Origin of the sequence: Pseudomonas sp. C6002 (assembly GCF_013385805.1) — a bacterium.
Classification (GTDB): Bacteria; Pseudomonadota; Gammaproteobacteria; order Pseudomonadales; family Pseudomonadaceae; genus Aquipseudomonas.
Genome location: NZ_JACAPH010000001.1, coordinates 73,850 through 89,186, shown reverse-complemented (window position 1 = coordinate 89,186; position 15,337 = coordinate 73,850). Strand labels below are relative to the sequence as shown.

Genomic DNA, 15,337 nt, shown 5'->3' with positions numbered 1-15,337 from the left:
CACAAATCCATCATCCAAAAGACACAATGACGACATGGCCCACGCCGACACTGTGGGTCATGACGACAGCTTCGCTCCACATCACCCTGATCACCGAAACCTTCCCGCCTGAGATCAACGGGGTGGCCAATACCCTTGGCCGCCTGTGTGACGGTTTGCGCGCGCGCGGGCATCAAGTCGAACTGGTTCGCCCGCGCCAGGGCAGCGACCAGAGCCGGCCCAGCGACGACGGCCTGATGCTCTGTCGCGGCTGGCCGCTGCCGGGCTACCCGGGGCTGCAATGGGGCCAGTCGTCGATGCACAAGCTGTTGCGGCGCTGGACCCGCCAGCGCCCGGATGTGTTGTATATCGCCACGGAGGGCCCACTGGGTTTGTCGGCGTTGCGGGCGGCGCGGCGCCTGGGGATCAGCGTGGTGAGTGGCTTCCACACCAACTTCCAGCAGTATTCCAACCAGTACGGCCTGGGCATGCTGAGCCGGGTGCTAACCCACTATCTGCGCTGGTTCCATAACCGCTCGACCCTGACCCTGGTGCCCAGCGCCAGCCAGCGACTGGAGCTGGAGCGGCGCCATTTCGAGCGCCTGGGCATGCTCGCGCGCGGTGTCGACAGCCAGCTGTTTCACCCGGCCAAACGCGACAATGCGTTGCGTGAAAGCTGGGCACTGACCAGTGAGCAAACTGCCGTGCTGCATGTCGGCCGCCTGGCCCAGGAAAAAAATCTCGGGTTACTCAAGCGCTGTTTCGAGACGCTGCAGGACACCTATCCACTGCGCCAGATGAAACTGATCATCGTCGGCGATGGCCCGCAACGGGCGATGCTGGAAAAGGAACTGCCGGAGGCGATTTTCTGCGGCACCTTGCGCGGTGAAGAACTGGCCCGGCATTACGCGTCCGGGGATGTGTTCCTGTTTCCCAGCCTGACCGAAACCTTCGGCAACGTGGTGCTGGAGGCCATGGCTTCAGGGTTGGGCGTGGTGGCATACGACCAGGCGGCCGCAACCCAGCACATTCGCCATGGCTACAGCGGCGTGCTGGCGATGCCGGGGGATGAAGAAGCGTTTTGCGATGCGGCCAATTGGCTGCTGGAAGAGCGCGAGAGCTTGCGCCGGGTGCGGCTCAATGCCCGGCAACACGCCAGCCGTCAGGGTTGGCCGGCGATTATCGAGCAGTTTGAGCGCCAATTACGCGGGGTGTGCGAGGACGAGCAACCGGTGCCCGCCCTGTCGCCCCTTACACCAACGTCGTCAACGCCTCACGACTGAACGGCAGGATGTCGCCTTCACGGCCTTCGCGAACCTTCAGTGCCCAATCCGGATCCACCAGCAGCGCACGGCCCACAGCGACCAGGTCGAACTCGTCGTTGTTCAGGCGCTCCAGCAGTTTTTCCAGGCTGGCGGGTTGCGCCACTTTGTCGGTGTTGACCATGAACTGCAGGAACTCGCCATCCAGGCCGACGCTGCCCACGGTGATGGTCGGCTTGCCGGTGAGCTTGCGGGTCCAGCCGGCCAGGTTCAGCTCGGAGCCTTCGAATTCCGGTTCCCAGAAACGGCGGGTGGAGCAGTGGAAAATATCCACGCCAGCGTCAGACAGCGGCTTGAGGAATTCACCCAAGGCTTCCGGGGTTTGCACCAGGCGCGCGGTGTAGTCCTGCTGCTTCCACTGGGAGAAACGCAGGATGATCGGGAAGTCCGGGCCCACGGCGGCGCGGACGGCCTGGATCAATTCGATGGCGAAACGCGAACGGTTGGCCAGGCTGCCGCCGTATTCGTCGGTGCGCTGGTTGGTGCCTTCCCAGAAGAACTGGTCCACCAGGTAGCCATGGGCGCCGTGGATTTCAACGCCGTCCATGCCGATGCTCTGGGCATCCCTGGCAGCCTGGGCGAACGCGGCGATCACGTCCTTGATGTCTTGCACGGTCATGCCGTGGACGACGACGTTGCCGTCCTTGAGTTTTTCGGTGGGGCCGTAAGCCGGCACGCTGGCATCCGGCTCGGTGCCGATGCGCCGAACGCTGCCCACATGCCACAGTTGCGGAACGATCTTGCCGCCTTCGGCATGTACCGCGTCGACTACTTTCTTCCAGCCGGCCAGGGCGGCTTCACCGTAGAAGTGCGGGACGTTCGGGTAGCCGTTGGAAGCCGGGTGGCCGACCACGGTGCCTTCGGTGATGATCAGGCCGACACCGGCGGCGGCGCGGCGGCGGTAGTACTCGATCACTTTGGAGTTGGGCACGCCACCCGGAGAAAAGGAACGGGTCATCGGCGCCATGACCACGCGGCTCGGCAGTTGCAGTGCACCGAGCTGGAACGGTTTGAACAAGGCTTGGACAGGCATGGGAGCACTCCATCGGAAAGGAATTTATGATGTGGATAATATGGAGTGTGCAGCGTGTTGGATAGCACTATTGATTGGGGTGATTAAGGGGTAAAAGCGGGAGGGCATGGGGCTGCTTCGCAGCCCAGCGGGAGCAAGCTCCCTCGCCACAGCAAGCTCCCTTGCCATAGGAAACTCCCTGCCACAGGAAGCTCCCTTGCCACAGAAACTCACTCGAGAATGCTGAAAAGTATCAGTTCAATGCTTTTTCGATCGCCTGAATAATGGAGGGGTCATCCGGCGGTGTACGCGGCGAGAAACGCGCCAGCACCCGGCCGTCCTTGCCCAACAGGAATTTCTCGAAGTTCCAGGTGATGTCCCCGGGAAATTCGGCGCCCTCGCCCGCCAGCAATCGATACAGCTGGTGGCGATCGTGGCCATTCACCTCAAGCTTGCTGCCCAGGGGAAAGGTCACGCCGTAGTTGAGGCTGCAGAATTCCTGGATTTCTTCTTCAGTACCCGGTTCCTGCCCGGCAAATTGATTGCACGGCAGCCCGAGTACGGTGAAACCCTGGTCTTTGTATTGCTGATAGAGGTTTTCCAGCGCGGCGTACTGTGGAGTCAACCCACATTTGGAGGCGACGTTGACCACCAGCACGACTTGCCCCTTGAAGGGCGCCAGAGGCAGCTCCTGACCATCCAGGGCTTTGAGTTTAAGGTCGTGGAAAGCACTCATGACGAACTCCAGATATCCCATGTTCTTCGTAACGGCCATTCGAGATTACAGCCGCCAAGTCGGCAAGAATAGCCGCCAAATGAAAAAGGCGCCCGAAGGCGCCTTTTTCCAACTGACAGAGCGTCGCTCAGTCAATTAATGGTGGTGACCACCTTCGCCGTGCACGTGGCCGTGGGCCACTTCTTCCTGGGAAGCGTCACGGATAGCGACGATCTTCACCTGGAAGTTCAGGCGCTGGCCAGCCAGCGGGTGGTTGCCGTCGACGGTCACGTCGTCGCCGTCCAGGTCACGGATGGTGACGATTTGCATCTGGCCGTCCGGAGCGGAAGCGTGGAACTGCATGCCCACTTCCAGCTCGTCGACACCTTCGAACATGCTGCGGCTCAGGGTGCTGACCAGTTCGGCAGCGTATTCGCCGTAGGCATCTTCAGGTTCTACGGCAACGGTCAGTTCGTCACCGACCTCTTTGCCTTCCAGGGCCTTTTCCAGGCCCGGGATGATGTTACCTGCACCTTGCAGGTAGACCAGCGGCGCGCCGCCGGCAGAACTGTCGATGACCTCACCAGCGTCGTTGGTCAGGGTATAGTCAATGGAGACAGCCTTATTGGCGGCGATCGGCATGGGGCGAGACCTTTTGCAGAAGAATGAAGAACGGACAAGTCTAAACAAGGATTTGCCCGAAAGCGAACACAACCCGGACGGACGGGGTCGAACAACTGACCCGACGGTCGTCGGATTTCACCAGGACGAAGACCGGCACTGGGTCGTCGAGCTTTCCTGCGGCCACACCCAGCACCTGCGCCACCAGCCACCCTGGCAATCCCGGGCCTGGGTCACGGACCCGGCGCAACGCCTTGAAAAAATAGACAAGCCCTTTACGTGCGGCTGGTGTGCGCAAGGCTCAGATAAAGATAACCTTGGCACCTGATTCCCGGTAGGCAGCCAGCCATAGGCCGCCACCGAAGCCATGCACCTCCAGAGAATTCGCATGCAGACTTTTTTTATCGCGCCCACCGATTTTGGTGTGGGTCTGACCTCCATCAGCCTTGGGCTGGTGCGCACTCTTGAACGGGCCGGGCTGAAAGTCGGCTTCTTCAAACCGATTGCCCAGCCGCACCCCGGCGACACCGGCCCCGAGCGCTCCACCGAGCTGGTGGCCCGCACCCACGGCCTGAAACCGCCCCAGCCTCTGGGCCTGGCCCATGTCGAACGGATGCTCGGCGACGGCCAGCTCGACGAGCTGCTGGAAGAAATCATCACCCTTTACCAGCAAGCCGCCGTGGGCAAGGACGTGCTGATCGTCGAAGGCATGGTGCCGACCCGCAGTGCCAGCTATGCGGCCCGGGTCAACCTGCACCTGGCCAAGAGTCTGGACGCCGAGGTGATCCTGGTCTCGGCCCCGGAAAACGAAGTGCTGACCGAACTCTCCGGCCGCGTGGAATTGCAGGCCCAGCTGTTCGGCGGCCCGAAAGATCCAAAAGTGTTGGGCGTGATCCTCAACAAAGTGCGCACCGACGAAAGCATGGAGGCGTTCTCGGCACGGCTCAAAGAGCATTCGCCGTTGTTGCGCAGCGGTGATTTCCGCCTGTTGGGCTGCATCCCCTACCAGCCGGAACTCAACGCCCCGCGCACCCGCGACGTGGCCGACCTGATGGGCGCGCAGATCCTCAACGCCGGTGACTACGAAACCCGGCGCATGACCAAAATCATCATCTGCGCCCGCACCATGCGTAACACTGTGGAGCTGCTCAAGCCCGGCGTATTGGTGGTGACCCCCGGCGACCGCGACGACATCATCCTCGCTGTCAGCCTGGCCGCCATCAACGGCGTGCCGTTGGCCGGCCTGCTGCTGACCAGTGACACCCTGCCCGACCCACGGATCATGGACCTGTGCCGGGGCGCGTTCCAGGCCGGTTTGCCGGTGCTGTCGGTGAGCACTGGCTCCTACGACACCGCCAACCAGCTCAACAGCCTGAACAAGGAAATCCCGATTGATGACCGCGAACGTGCGGAGATCATCACCGATTTCGTCGCCAGCCACCTCGACGCCCGCTGGCTGCACCAGCGCTGCGGCACGCCGCGGGAGATGCGCCTGTCGCCGGCGGTGTTCCGCTATCAACTGATCCAGCGCGCCCAGGCCGCCAACAAGCGCATCGTGTTGCCCGAAGGCAGCGAGCCGCTGACCGTACAGGCTGCGGCCATCTGCCAGGCGCGCGGGATTGCCCGTTGCGTGCTGCTGGCCAAGCCAGCGGACGTGAAAGCGGTGGCCCGCGCCCATGGCATCGAGTTGCCCGAAGGCCTGGAGATTCTCGACCCGGACTTGATTCGCCAGCGCTACGTGGAGCCGATGGTGGCCCTGCGCAAAACCAAAAGCCTCAACGCGCCGATGGCCGAGCAGCAACTGGAAGACACCGTGGTGATCGCCACCATGATGCTCGCCCTGGATGAAGTGGACGGCCTGGTCTCCGGCGTCATCCACTCCACTGCCAATACCATTCGCCCGGCCTTGCAACTGATCAAGACCGCGCCGGGCTGCACCCTGGTCTCGTCGGTGTTTTTCATGCTGTTCCCCGAGCAAGTGCTGGTATACGGCGACTGCGTGATGAACCCGCACCCCAGCGCGGCGGAGCTGGCGGAAATCGCCCTGCAAAGCGCCGACTCGGCCGCCGCATTCGGTATCACGCCACGGGTGGCGATGATCAGTTACTCCAGCGGTGATTCGGCCACGGGCGAGGAGGTCGAGAAGGTCCGCGAAGCCACCCTGCTCGCCCACGAAGCCCAAAGCTCGCTGCTGATCGACGGCCCGTTGCAGTACGACGCCGCCGCCAACGAAAGCGTGGCCCGGCAACTGGCGCCCAACAGCCTGGTGGCGGGCAAGGCCACGGTGTTCGTGTTCCCGGATCTCAACACCGGCAACACCACCCACAAGGCCGTGCAGCGCAGTGCCGATTGCGTGAGCCTGGGGCCGATGCTGCAAGGCCTGCGCAAACCGGTGAACGACCTGCCCCGCGGGGCGCAGGTGGACGACATCGTGTACACGATCGCATTGACCGCGATTCAAGCCGCCAACCGACCTATGGATGTCTAAATGCTGGATTTTCTACCTGCCGCCGTGCGCGGGGTGATCGCCTCGCTGTTGCTGGCGTTGAATACGATCCTGCTGTGCTCGTTCCTGTTTATCGTGGCGCTGTTCAAGGCGCTGCCGTTTGCCAAGCGCTTCAGCGAATGGCTGATGAACCAGACCCACGAGGCCTGGATCAGCAACAACAAGGCCTGGATGAACCTGGTGTGTCGCACCCGTTGGCACCTGAAGGGCCTGGAAGGCCTGGACTATGAACACTCATATCTGGTGACCAGTAACCACCAGAGCTGGGTCGATATCATGGTGCTGCAATACGTGCTCAACCGGCGCATTCGCCCGCTGAAGTTCTTCCTCAAGCAGGAGCTGATCTGGGTCCCGGTGATTGGCTTGGCGTGGTGGACACTGGGCTTCCCGTTCATGAAGCGCTACACCAAGGCGTACCTGGAAAAGCACCCGGAGAAGAAAGGCAAGGACCTGGAAACCACCCGCAAGACCTGCGCGAAGTTTCGCCACAACCCGGTGGGCATTTTCAACTTTGCCGAAGGCACGCGGTTTACTCCGGGCAAGCATGCACAGCAAAAGTCACCGTTTCGCTACCTGCTCAAGCCCAAGGCCGGCGGCATTGCCTTTGTGCTGGATGCCATGGGTGAACAGCTGAAGTCGCTGGTGAACGTGACCATTCACTATCCTGGTGGGCGCCCCGGTTATTGGGATTTGCTGTGCGGGAATGTGAAGGACGTTGTCGTGCAGTTTGAAGAGGTGCAGATTCCGGCCGAGTTTATCGGCAAGAATTATGAGCAGGATGGGGAATATCGGTTGGCGTTCCAGGGCTGGATCAACCGGTTGTGGGAAGAGAAGGATGTGCTGCTCGCCAAATTGCACACAGATTATCCCGCCAGTCACTGATCAAAATGTGGGAGCGGGCTTGCTCGCGAATGCGGTGTGCCAGCCTATACATGTGGCGGCTGACACTCTGCTTTCGCGAGCAAGCCCGCTCCCACATTTGACCGAGTTGTTTCCAAGGCCCCATAAAAAAGCCCGCCAACATGGCGGGCTTTTTTGCGCGCGTGAAGCTTAGATCGCGCCGCGCTGGCGCAGCAGCTCCAGCACTTGCTTGACGCTGTCTTCCAGCGACAACGCCTGGGTGTCGATCACCAGGTCCGCATTCAACGGTACGTCATACGGGAACGACTCACCCGGGATGTTATCGCCGCCCGCCGCGTACAAACCTTGCGGATCACGCTCGGCACACACCAGCGGCGAAGCCTGCACGTACACGGTCAGCAAACGATCACCGCCGATCAGCGCCTTGGCCTGTTCACGCCCTTCAGCATCCGGGGCAACAAACGCCGCCAACGTCAGCAAGCCGGCTTCGTTGAACTGACGCGCCACGTGCGCGGCACGACGCCAGTTCTCGGTACGCCCGGCACGGTCCTGCGGCAAGCCCTTGTTCAGGTCGTGGCGCAGGTTCTGGCCGTCCAGCACAAACACCGCACGGCCCATGTCGAACAGCTTGCGTTCAACCGCGTAGGCCAGGGTGCTTTTGCCGGCGCCCGACAAGCCGCTGAACAACACGGTCGCCGGTTGCTGGCCGAAGCGCTGGGCGCGCTCTTCGGTGGCCACGTGAGCCAGTTTGCCGTGCTGCGCCGCGCTGCCATGGGTCACCGGCGGCGCGATGATCATGCCCGCAGCCACGGTGCCGTTGGTCAAACGGTCGATGACAATGAACGAACCGGTGGTGCGGTTGCTCGCGTAACCGTCCAGGGCGATGACCGTGTCGAGGCTGACCTTGACCCGGCCGATCTCGTTCAACTGCAAGGCGCTCGCCGGGCCTTCTTCCAGGGTGTTCACATCCACGCGATGCACAATGCTGGTGATGGAACCCGGCACGTAGCTGGTGGCGCGCTTGATGTCGTATTTCTTGCCCGGCAGCATCGGTTCTTCAGCCATCCACACCAGCATGGCGTCGAAAGCGTCGGTCACTTGCGGCACGTTGTCGGCATGCACCAACAGGTCGCCACGGGAGATGTCGATTTCGTCCTCCATGGTCAGGGTCACGGCCTGGCCGGGACCTGCGTTTTCCAGTTCACCTTCAAAGGTGACGATGGATTTGACGCGGCTGCTCTTGCCCGACGGCAGCACCACGACTTCGTCGCCCTTGTGCACGATGCCGCTGGCCAGGGTGCCGGCAAAACCACGGAAGTTCAGGTTCGGACGGTTGACGTACTGCACCGGGAAACGCAGGTCGGTGTAGTTGCGGTCATTGGCGATCTCGACGGTCTCGAGGATCTCCATCAGCGACTGCCCGGTGTACCAGGGCGAACGCTCGCTCTTGTTCACCACGTTGTCGCCCTTGAGGGCCGACATCGGCACGAAGGCCAGGGTGCTCGGCTTGAACGCGATACCGTCGGCAAACTTCAGGTAATCAGCCTTGATCGACTCGAATACGCTTTGGTCAAAGCCATTGATGTCCATCTTGTTGACGGCCACCACGATGTGCTTGATGCCCAGCAACGAGGCGATGAAGCTGTGGCGACGGGTCTGGGTCTGCACGCCGTAGCGGGCGTCGATCAGGATGATCGCCAGGTCACAGGTGGAGGCACCGGTGGCCATGTTGCGAGTGTACTGCTCATGGCCGGGGGTGTCGGCGATGATGAATTTGCGCTTGGCGGTGGAGAAGTAGCGGTAGGCAACGTCGATGGTGATGCCCTGCTCACGCTCGGCCTGCAGGCCGTCGACCAGCAACGCCAGGTCGATGTCGTCACCGGTGGTGCCGGATTTTTTCGAATCGCGGGTGATGGCTTCCAGGTGATCCTCGTAGATCATCTTGGAGTCGTGCAGCAGGCGCCCGATCAGGGTGCTCTTGCCGTCGTCGACGTTGCCACAGGTCAGGAAGCGCAACATTTCCTTGCGCTCGTGCTGGCCCAGGTAGGCGAGGATGTCCTCGCTGATCAAATCAGATTGATGCGACATGACAGCCCCTTAGAAATAGCCTTGACGTTTTTTATCTTCCATCGAGCCTGCACCATCGTGGTCGATGACACGGCCCTGGCGCTCGGAAGTTCGCGTCAGGAGCATTTCCTGAATGATGTCCGTCAGCGTCTCGGCTTCGGACTCCACCGCGCCCGTCAACGGGTAGCAGCCAAGGGTACGGAAACGTACTTTCTTTTTGACGATTCGGGCTTTGTCTTCGTCGGACAGGTGCTCGAGGATGCGGTCGTCGTCGATCATGATCAACGTGCCGTTCTTCTCGATCACTTCGCGTTCGGCGGCGAAGTACAGCGGGACGATCGGGATACCTTCCAGGTAGATGTACTGCCAGATGTCCAGCTCGGTCCAGTTGGACAGCGGGAACACACGGATCGACTCGCCTTTGTTGACGTTGCCGTTGTAGACGTTCCACAGCTCCGGGCGCTGGTTTTTCGGGTCCCAGCGGTGCTTGCTGTCGCGGAACGAGTACACGCGCTCTTTGGCACGGGATTTCTCTTCATCGCGACGGGCACCGCCGAATGCAGCATCGAAACCATACTTGTCGAGCGCCTGTTTCAGGCCCTCGGTCTTCATGATGTCAGTGTGCTTGGCGCTGCCGTGGGTGAACGGGTTGATGCCCTGCGCCACACCGTCCGGGTTGACGTGAGTGATCAACTCAAGACCAAGCTCTTCGACCATCTTGTCGCGGAACTTGTACATTTCCTGGAATTTCCAGCGGGTGTCGACGTGCATCACCGGAAACGGCAGCTTGCCCGGAAAAAAGGCCTTGCGTGCCAGGTGCAGCATCACGGCGGAGTCTTTACCGATCGAGTAGAGCATCACCGGGTTATCGAACTCGGCGGCGACCTCGCGGATGATGTGGATGCTTTCCGCCTCCAGCTGTTTCAGATGCGTCAGTTTGTCGACCATGGTTACTCACGGAAAAACGATCTTATGGACGGCCAGCGGGCCGTGTTCGAGCGGGGCATGCTAGCACAGCGCCTGATTCTATTGAGGGGGCTGGCTAGATCGAAACGGTATATCAATATACCGCTGGGTTTGGCTCGACTCGATCAAATGTGGGAGCGGGCTTGCTCGCGAATGCGGTGTGTCAGTCAATGCATATGGCGACTGATGCACCGCATTCGCGAGCAAGCCCGCTCCCACATGTGTCCGGTGGTGTTCGTTAGATCGGGTTTGGGCAATCGATGAAGAGGTGTTCGAGGGCGAAGCGTCGCGCCAGGTAATCACCCAACGCCTGTACACCATACCGTTCGGTGGCGTGATGCCCGGCCGCTATGAAGCTGATGTCGTTTTCCCGGGCGCTGTGGAAGGTCTGCTCCGAGGCTTCGCCGCTCAGGTACAGGTCAACCCCGGCGAGCACCGCCTGGTCGATATAGCCCTGGCCACCACCGGTGCACCAGCCCACGCGGCGGATCATCTCGCTGCCTTCGATCAGCAGCGGCTCGCGGCCCATGGCTTCCTGCACGCGGCGGGCAAAATCACGGGGCGACGCCGGCTCGGCCAGGGAGCCCACCAGGCCGACGACCTTGAGGTTGTCCGGGTCCAGCGGGCCTTCGACGGTGATGTCCAGTTGCCGGGCCAGTTGCACGTTGTTGCCGACCTCAGGGTGCAGGTCCAGCGGCAAGTGATAGGCCAGCAGGCTGATGTCGTGCTTGAGCAGGGTTTTCAGGCGGCGCTGCTTCATGCCGGTGATGCACGGGCTTTCGCCTTTCCAGAAATAACCGTGGTGCACCAGCACCAGGTCGGCCTGGGCTTCGACCGCCGCGTCCAGCAATGCCTGGCTGGCGGTCACGCCGCTGACGATGCGCAGCACTTGCGGTCGGCCCTCGACCTGCAGGCCGTTGGGGCAGTAATCGGCGATTTTGGCACTATTAAGGTAGCGGTCCGCTTCCTCGACTAAGGTGCTCAGGGCAACGGCCATAAAAGACTCCTAAATATCCCGTTCAGAGGCGCTCACGGCCTCGTATAATGCGCGACATTATGGGCGCTCTCCCGCCCCCTGCAACCTGTCAGGATTTTTCTTCATGCTCAAGGCACTGCGTTTTTTTGGATGGCCATTGTTGGCTGGCGTGCTGATCGCGATGCTGATTATTCAGCGTTATCCACAACTGGTCGGCCTGCCGACCCTCGATGTCAACCTGCAACAGGCACCGCAAACCAGCGCGGTGGTACAAGGCCCGGTGACTTACGCCGATGCGGTGGTGATCGCCGCCCCCGCCGTGGTCAACCTGTACACCACCAAGGTCATCAACAAACCGGCGCACCCGCTGTTTGAAGACCCACAGTTTCGTCGCTATTTCGGCGACAACTCGCCCAAGCAGCGGCGCATGGAATCCAGCCTCGGCTCCGGCGTGATCATGAGCCCGGAAGGCTACATCCTCACCAACAACCACGTCACCACCGGCGCCGACCAGATTGTGGTGGCCCTGCGTGATGGCCGGGAAACCCTGGCCCGCGTGGTCGGCAGCGACCCGGAAACCGACCTCGCGGTGCTGAAAATCGATTTGAAAGGCCTGCCCTCGATCACCATCGGGCGCTCCGAAGGGCTGCGCGTAGGTGACGTGGCGCTGGCCATCGGCAACCCGTTCGGCGTCGGCCAGACCGTGACCATGGGCATCATCAGCGCCACCGGGCGTAACCAGTTGGGCCTCAACAGCTATGAAGACTTCATCCAGACCGACGCCGCGATCAACCCGGGCAACTCCGGCGGCGCGCTGGTGGATGCCAACGGCAACCTGACCGGCATCAACACCGCGATCTTCTCCAAGTCCGGCGGCTCCCAGGGCATCGGTTTCGCGATTCCGGTGAAGCTGGCCACTGAAGTGATGAAGTCGATCATCGAGCATGGCCAGGTGATTCGTGGCTGGCTGGGGATTGAAGTCCAGCCGCTGACCAAGGAATTGGCCGAATCGTTTGGCCTGACCGGGCGCCCTGGCATCGTGGTCGCCGGGATCTTCCGCGACGGCCCGGCGCAGAAAGCCGGCCTGCAACTGGGGGATGTGATCCTCAGCATCGACGGCGAGCCGGCCGGAGATGGTCGCAAGTCGATGAACCAGGTGGCGCGGATCAAACCCACCGACAAGGTGGCGATCCAGGTGATGCGCAATGGCAAGGAAATCAAGCTGTCGGCTGAAATTGGCCTGCGTCCGCCGCCTGCACCGGTGAAAGAAGAGGAATAACGGCTTCGGGAGCCCGTTCGCGGGCTCCTGTTACCTAATATTTCAAAAGAAATTCATTCTCATTAGTCATGTTATATTGTTTCAATATCGCTATTGGAACGCTCTATCATGCCGTCTCGAAGATTTGCCCGGCTGGCGGGAATCGCCCTGGGTTTGCTGGTGGACCCGGCCTACGCCGAAGACACCGCCACCCTTGAACTGGAAGCCACCCGCATCACCAGCGAGGCGTACGAATCAGCCACCGGCCCGGTCAAGGGCTATCGCGCCACCCGCTCCGCCAGCGCCACAAAAACCGACACCGCCTTGCGGGATATCCCACAGTCCATCAGCGTGATTCCCGCTTCGGTACTCAACGACCTGGGCAGCACCAACGTCGAGCGTGCCCTTGAGTTTGCCGGCGGCGTGTCCAAACAGAACAACTTCGGCGGCCTGACGCTCTACGAATACAGCGTTCGCGGCTTCACCACGTCAGAGTTTTACGTGGACGGTTTCAGCGCCAACCGCGGTTACCCGAGCACGCCGGACGCGGCGAATATCGAGCGCATCGAGGTGCTCAAAGGCCCCGCCGCCAGCCTGTATGGCCGTGGTGACCCAGGCGGCACGGTGAATATCGTCAGCAAAAAGCCGCAGCCCGAGGCCTTCACCACACTGCAGACCAGCGCCGGCAGTTGGGACCGCTACCGCACCGCGCTGGACGTGAACACGCCGCTGGACAGCGAGGGCAACGTGTTATCGCGGGTCAACCTGGCGGTGGAAGACAACCACAGCTTTCGCAACCACGTTGAGGCCAAACGGGTCTTCGTCGCGCCCTCCATCAGTTGGCAACTGGACCCGGACACCCGCCTGCTGGTGGAAAGTGAATTCGTGCGTCACCGCTCCACTTTCGACCGCGGCATCGTCGCGCCCAACAACCGCTGGAGCGGCGTCTCCCGCTCGACCTTTCTCGGCGAGCCCGACGACGGCGATATCCGCAACCACAACAACCGCCTGCAAGCCAGCCTCGAGCATCACCTCAACGATGCCTGGCAACTGCGCCTGGCCAGCCATTACAAACAAGGCAGCCTGTGGGGCAACGCCTCGGAAAACCGCGCGCTGGATGCCGATGGCCACACCCTCAGCCGCCGCTACCGCGAGCGCTCCACCGGTTGGCATGACAGCATCACCCAGCTCGAACTGCGCGGTCGGTTCGACATCGGCAGTTGGCAGCACGAATTGCTGATCGGCACCGAGTACGAGGACTACCGCAAGAAAGAACGGGTGACCGCCATCGCCGGCGGCGATTACGCCATCGACATCTATGACCCGGTCTATGGCCAGCCCAAACCGAACGGCAAGCGCTCCGGCACTGACTTTTTCGAACAGGTGAAAAGCCAGGCGCTGAACCTGCAGGACCAGATCATCTTCACCGACCGCCTGCGCGGGATGATCGGCGCGCGGTTCGAACACTTCGAGCAACACACCGACGACTTCAGCCGCAACCATGCCAAAAGCCGGCAGACCCACGACGCCCTGACCCAACGCGCCGGCCTGCTCTACCAACTGACGCCTGAAGTGGGCCTGTTCGCCAACGCCTCCACCTCGTTCAAACCCAACAATGGCCTGGACGCCGGCGGCAAATCCTTCAAGCCGGAAGAAGGCGTGGGGTATGAAATCGGGATCAAGAGCGAGCTGTTCGACGACCGCCTGAGCACCACCCTCGCCGCCTTCCATATCGAGAAAGAAAATGTCCTGGCCCTGGACCCGACTACCGACACACAGCGCGCCATGGGCAAGGCCCGCAGCCAGGGTTTTGACCTGCAACTGACCGGCCAGGTGACTGACGCCGTACGGGTGATCGGCGCCTTTGCCTACATCGACGCCGAAGTGACCAAAGGCGACAAAGCCATCCCCACTGGCAGCCGGATTCTCGGCGTAGCCAAACGTAGCGGCAGCTTGCTCGGCGTGTATGAATTCCAGGACGGCCTGTTGCGTGGCTCCGACCTCGGCGCAGCCTTTACCTACGTCGGCGACCGCTCCGGTGAAGCCGGGGGCCGCTTTGAATTACCGGCCTACCACACCGTCGATTTACTGGCCCATTACAAGGCCAGCGACAACGTCACCGTGGGCCTGAACCTCAACAACCTGTTCGATGAAAAGTACTACGAGCGCTCCTACAGCAACTACTGGGTCAATCCCGGCGAGCCGCGCAACTTCACCGTCAGCCTGACCCTCAACCTGTAAAAGGACGTCACCATGCAAGCCTTCAAATCCCTGGCCGTGCTCGGCCTGCTGTTTGCCACCCAAGTCTCGGCCCACGGACTGTGGACCGAACAACGGCGCGGCAATATCGAAGTGATCTACGGCCACGGCGCCGAAGACAATGCGTTCAAGGCGCAGAAAATCAGCGGCGCCTGGGCTTATGACGCCAGCGGCAAAATGATCCCGGTGACCGTGGAACGTCTGCCCGACCATGCGCGCCTGAAGCCGCTCAAATCGCCGGCTGTACTGGCGGTCGCCCTGGATAACGGGATGTGGTCACAGACGCCTGACAAGAAGTGGATCAACGAGGGCCGCAGCAAGGTGCCGGGGGCGATTGAGTCGACCCAGACCTTCAAGTACAGCCTGGCGATCTACCAGCCGGGGGCGAAGGTGCCGAAGCTGGATCAGATCAAGCTACTGATCTTGCCGGAAGTTGATCCGCTGACGGTCGGCCCGGGTAAATCACTGCCGGTACGGGTGCTGCTGGATGGCAAGCCGGCGGCTGGGGTCAAGCTGATCGGAGACTATCGCAACGCACCGAACACCCTGAGCACCGAGACCGATAAAGACGGTCGCGCCCAGGTGCTGGTGAGAAATGAAGGATTGAATGTGATTGCGGCGCAGGTGGAAATCCCGCTCAAAGACAATGCTGATGTCGCGACTCGCGGACTGTTCAGTTCCCTGACTTTCCTGGGCGAGCCGCATCACGAGTAACCCCGCAAATCCAGAGTGGGCACAGTCAATGTGGGAGCGGGCTTGCTCGCGAAGGCGGTGTGTCAGTCGCTATCTTCATTA

The 15,337-nt window shown here is 61.5% G+C and carries 13 protein-coding genes; 7 read left to right on the top strand and 6 right to left on the bottom strand.

The window, feature by feature from the left end; all coding sequences use genetic code 11:
• Positions 1-59 precede the first annotated feature (59 nt).
• On the top strand, positions 60-1,262 hold the full coding sequence (locus HX817_RS00420) for a glycosyltransferase family 1 protein (RefSeq protein ID WP_008432296.1): 1,203 nt from the start codon (positions 60-62) through the stop codon (positions 1,260-1,262).
• On the opposite strand, the gene HX817_RS00415 is transcribed toward HX817_RS00420, so the two are convergent.
• The 3 genes from HX817_RS00415 to HX817_RS00405 form a co-directional block, all read right to left on the bottom strand.
• Positions 1,231-2,334, bottom strand: coding sequence for an NADH:flavin oxidoreductase (locus tag HX817_RS00415; RefSeq protein WP_177039599.1), 1,104 nt, complete (start codon positions 2,332-2,334; stop codon positions 1,231-1,233). The two genes, HX817_RS00420 and HX817_RS00415, sit on opposite strands and share 32 nt — an antisense overlap.
• 232 nt (positions 2,335-2,566) lie before the next feature.
• Positions 2,567-3,049, bottom strand: a complete 483-nt coding sequence (locus HX817_RS00410; protein ID WP_102368136.1) for a glutathione peroxidase — start codon at positions 3,047-3,049, stop codon at positions 2,567-2,569.
• 135 nt (positions 3,050-3,184) lie between these two features.
• Positions 3,185-3,670 carry a peptidylprolyl isomerase gene (locus tag HX817_RS00405; RefSeq protein ID WP_003208457.1) on the bottom strand — a complete coding sequence of 162 codons (486 nt, stop codon included), beginning with the start codon at positions 3,668-3,670 and terminating at the stop codon, positions 3,185-3,187.
• On the opposite strand from HX817_RS00405, the gene HX817_RS00400 reads away from it, so the two are divergent.
• Genes HX817_RS00400 through HX817_RS00390 form a run of 3 tightly spaced genes read left to right on the top strand, consistent with a single transcriptional unit; the run spans position 3,639 to position 7,037 of the window.
• Positions 3,639-3,977, top strand: a complete 339-nt coding sequence (locus HX817_RS00400; RefSeq protein ID WP_003208456.1) for a DUF3565 domain-containing protein — start codon at positions 3,639-3,641, stop codon at positions 3,975-3,977. The genes HX817_RS00405 and HX817_RS00400 overlap by 32 nt on opposite strands.
• 60 nt (positions 3,978-4,037) lie before the next feature.
• On the top strand, positions 4,038-6,137 hold the full coding sequence (gene pta / locus HX817_RS00395) for a phosphate acetyltransferase (protein ID WP_177039598.1): 2,100 nt from the start codon (positions 4,038-4,040) through the stop codon (positions 6,135-6,137).
• A complete protein-coding gene (locus HX817_RS00390; RefSeq protein WP_017476009.1) occupies positions 6,138-7,037 on the top strand; it encodes an acyltransferase in 900 nt (299 codons plus the stop codon).
• 168 nt (positions 7,038-7,205) lie between these two features.
• On the opposite strand, the gene cysN is transcribed toward HX817_RS00390, so the two are convergent.
• The 3 genes from cysN to HX817_RS00375 form a co-directional block, all read right to left on the bottom strand.
• The gene (cysN, locus tag HX817_RS00385; protein ID WP_008432291.1) at positions 7,206-9,104 is read right to left on the bottom strand and encodes a sulfate adenylyltransferase subunit CysN; all 1,899 of its coding nucleotides are present in this window, start codon (positions 9,102-9,104) and stop codon (positions 7,206-7,208) included.
• Positions 9,105-9,113: 9 nt separating this feature from the next.
• On the bottom strand, positions 9,114-10,031 hold the full coding sequence (gene cysD, locus HX817_RS00380) for a sulfate adenylyltransferase subunit CysD (protein ID WP_003208447.1): 918 nt from the start codon (positions 10,029-10,031) through the stop codon (positions 9,114-9,116).
• A gap of 256 nt (positions 10,032-10,287) precedes the next feature.
• Positions 10,288-11,046: a Nif3-like dinuclear metal center hexameric protein gene (locus tag HX817_RS00375; protein ID WP_003208444.1), complete on the bottom strand. Its 759-nt coding sequence runs from the start codon at positions 11,044-11,046 to the stop codon at positions 10,288-10,290.
• A gap of 103 nt (positions 11,047-11,149) precedes the next feature.
• Between HX817_RS00375 and algW the strand changes: the two genes are divergently transcribed.
• The 3 genes from algW to HX817_RS00360 all read left to right on the top strand — a co-directional run bounded on the left by algW (position 11,150) and on the right by HX817_RS00360 (position 15,256).
• Positions 11,150-12,304 (top strand): Do family serine endopeptidase AlgW, encoded by a 1,155-nt coding sequence (gene algW / locus HX817_RS00370; RefSeq protein ID WP_003208442.1) that lies wholly within the window; start codon positions 11,150-11,152, stop codon positions 12,302-12,304.
• Positions 12,305-12,412: 108 nt separating this feature from the next.
• Positions 12,413-14,524, top strand: a complete 2,112-nt coding sequence (locus HX817_RS00365) for a TonB-dependent siderophore receptor (protein WP_177039597.1) — start codon at positions 12,413-12,415, stop codon at positions 14,522-14,524.
• Between the two features lie 12 nt (positions 14,525-14,536).
• Positions 14,537-15,256 carry a DUF4198 domain-containing protein gene (locus HX817_RS00360; protein ID WP_087693760.1) on the top strand — a complete coding sequence of 240 codons (720 nt, stop codon included), beginning with the start codon at positions 14,537-14,539 and terminating at the stop codon, positions 15,254-15,256.
• Positions 15,257-15,337: the final 81 nt, after the last annotated feature.

What these genes read in the sequence shown, in the direction of transcription:
- HX817_RS00420 (WP_008432296.1), top strand. Translation starts at nt 60, where the DNA reads ATGACGACAGCTTCGCTCCACATCACCCTGATCACCGAAACCTTCCCG.
- HX817_RS00415 (WP_177039599.1), bottom strand. Translation starts at nt 2,334, where the DNA reads ATGCCTGTCCAAGCCTTGTTCAAACCGTTCCAGCTCGGTGCACTGCAA.
- HX817_RS00410 (WP_102368136.1), bottom strand. Translation starts at nt 3,049, where the DNA reads ATGAGTGCTTTCCACGACCTTAAACTCAAAGCCCTGGATGGTCAGGAG.
- HX817_RS00400 (WP_003208456.1), top strand. Translation starts at nt 3,639, where the DNA reads ATGGAGACAGCCTTATTGGCGGCGATCGGCATGGGGCGAGACCTTTTG.
- HX817_RS00405 (WP_003208457.1), bottom strand. Translation starts at nt 3,670, where the DNA reads ATGCCGATCGCCGCCAATAAGGCTGTCTCCATTGACTATACCCTGACC.
- pta (WP_177039598.1), top strand. Translation starts at nt 4,038, where the DNA reads ATGCAGACTTTTTTTATCGCGCCCACCGATTTTGGTGTGGGTCTGACC.
- HX817_RS00390 (WP_017476009.1), top strand. Translation starts at nt 6,138, where the DNA reads ATGCTGGATTTTCTACCTGCCGCCGTGCGCGGGGTGATCGCCTCGCTG.
- cysN (WP_008432291.1), bottom strand. Translation starts at nt 9,104, where the DNA reads ATGTCGCATCAATCTGATTTGATCAGCGAGGACATCCTCGCCTACCTG.
- cysD (WP_003208447.1), bottom strand. Translation starts at nt 10,031, where the DNA reads ATGGTCGACAAACTGACGCATCTGAAACAGCTGGAGGCGGAAAGCATC.
- HX817_RS00375 (WP_003208444.1), bottom strand. Translation starts at nt 11,046, where the DNA reads ATGGCCGTTGCCCTGAGCACCTTAGTCGAGGAAGCGGACCGCTACCTT.
- algW (WP_003208442.1), top strand. Translation starts at nt 11,150, where the DNA reads ATGCTCAAGGCACTGCGTTTTTTTGGATGGCCATTGTTGGCTGGCGTG.
- HX817_RS00365 (WP_177039597.1), top strand. Translation starts at nt 12,413, where the DNA reads ATGCCGTCTCGAAGATTTGCCCGGCTGGCGGGAATCGCCCTGGGTTTG.
- HX817_RS00360 (WP_087693760.1), top strand. Translation starts at nt 14,537, where the DNA reads ATGCAAGCCTTCAAATCCCTGGCCGTGCTCGGCCTGCTGTTTGCCACC.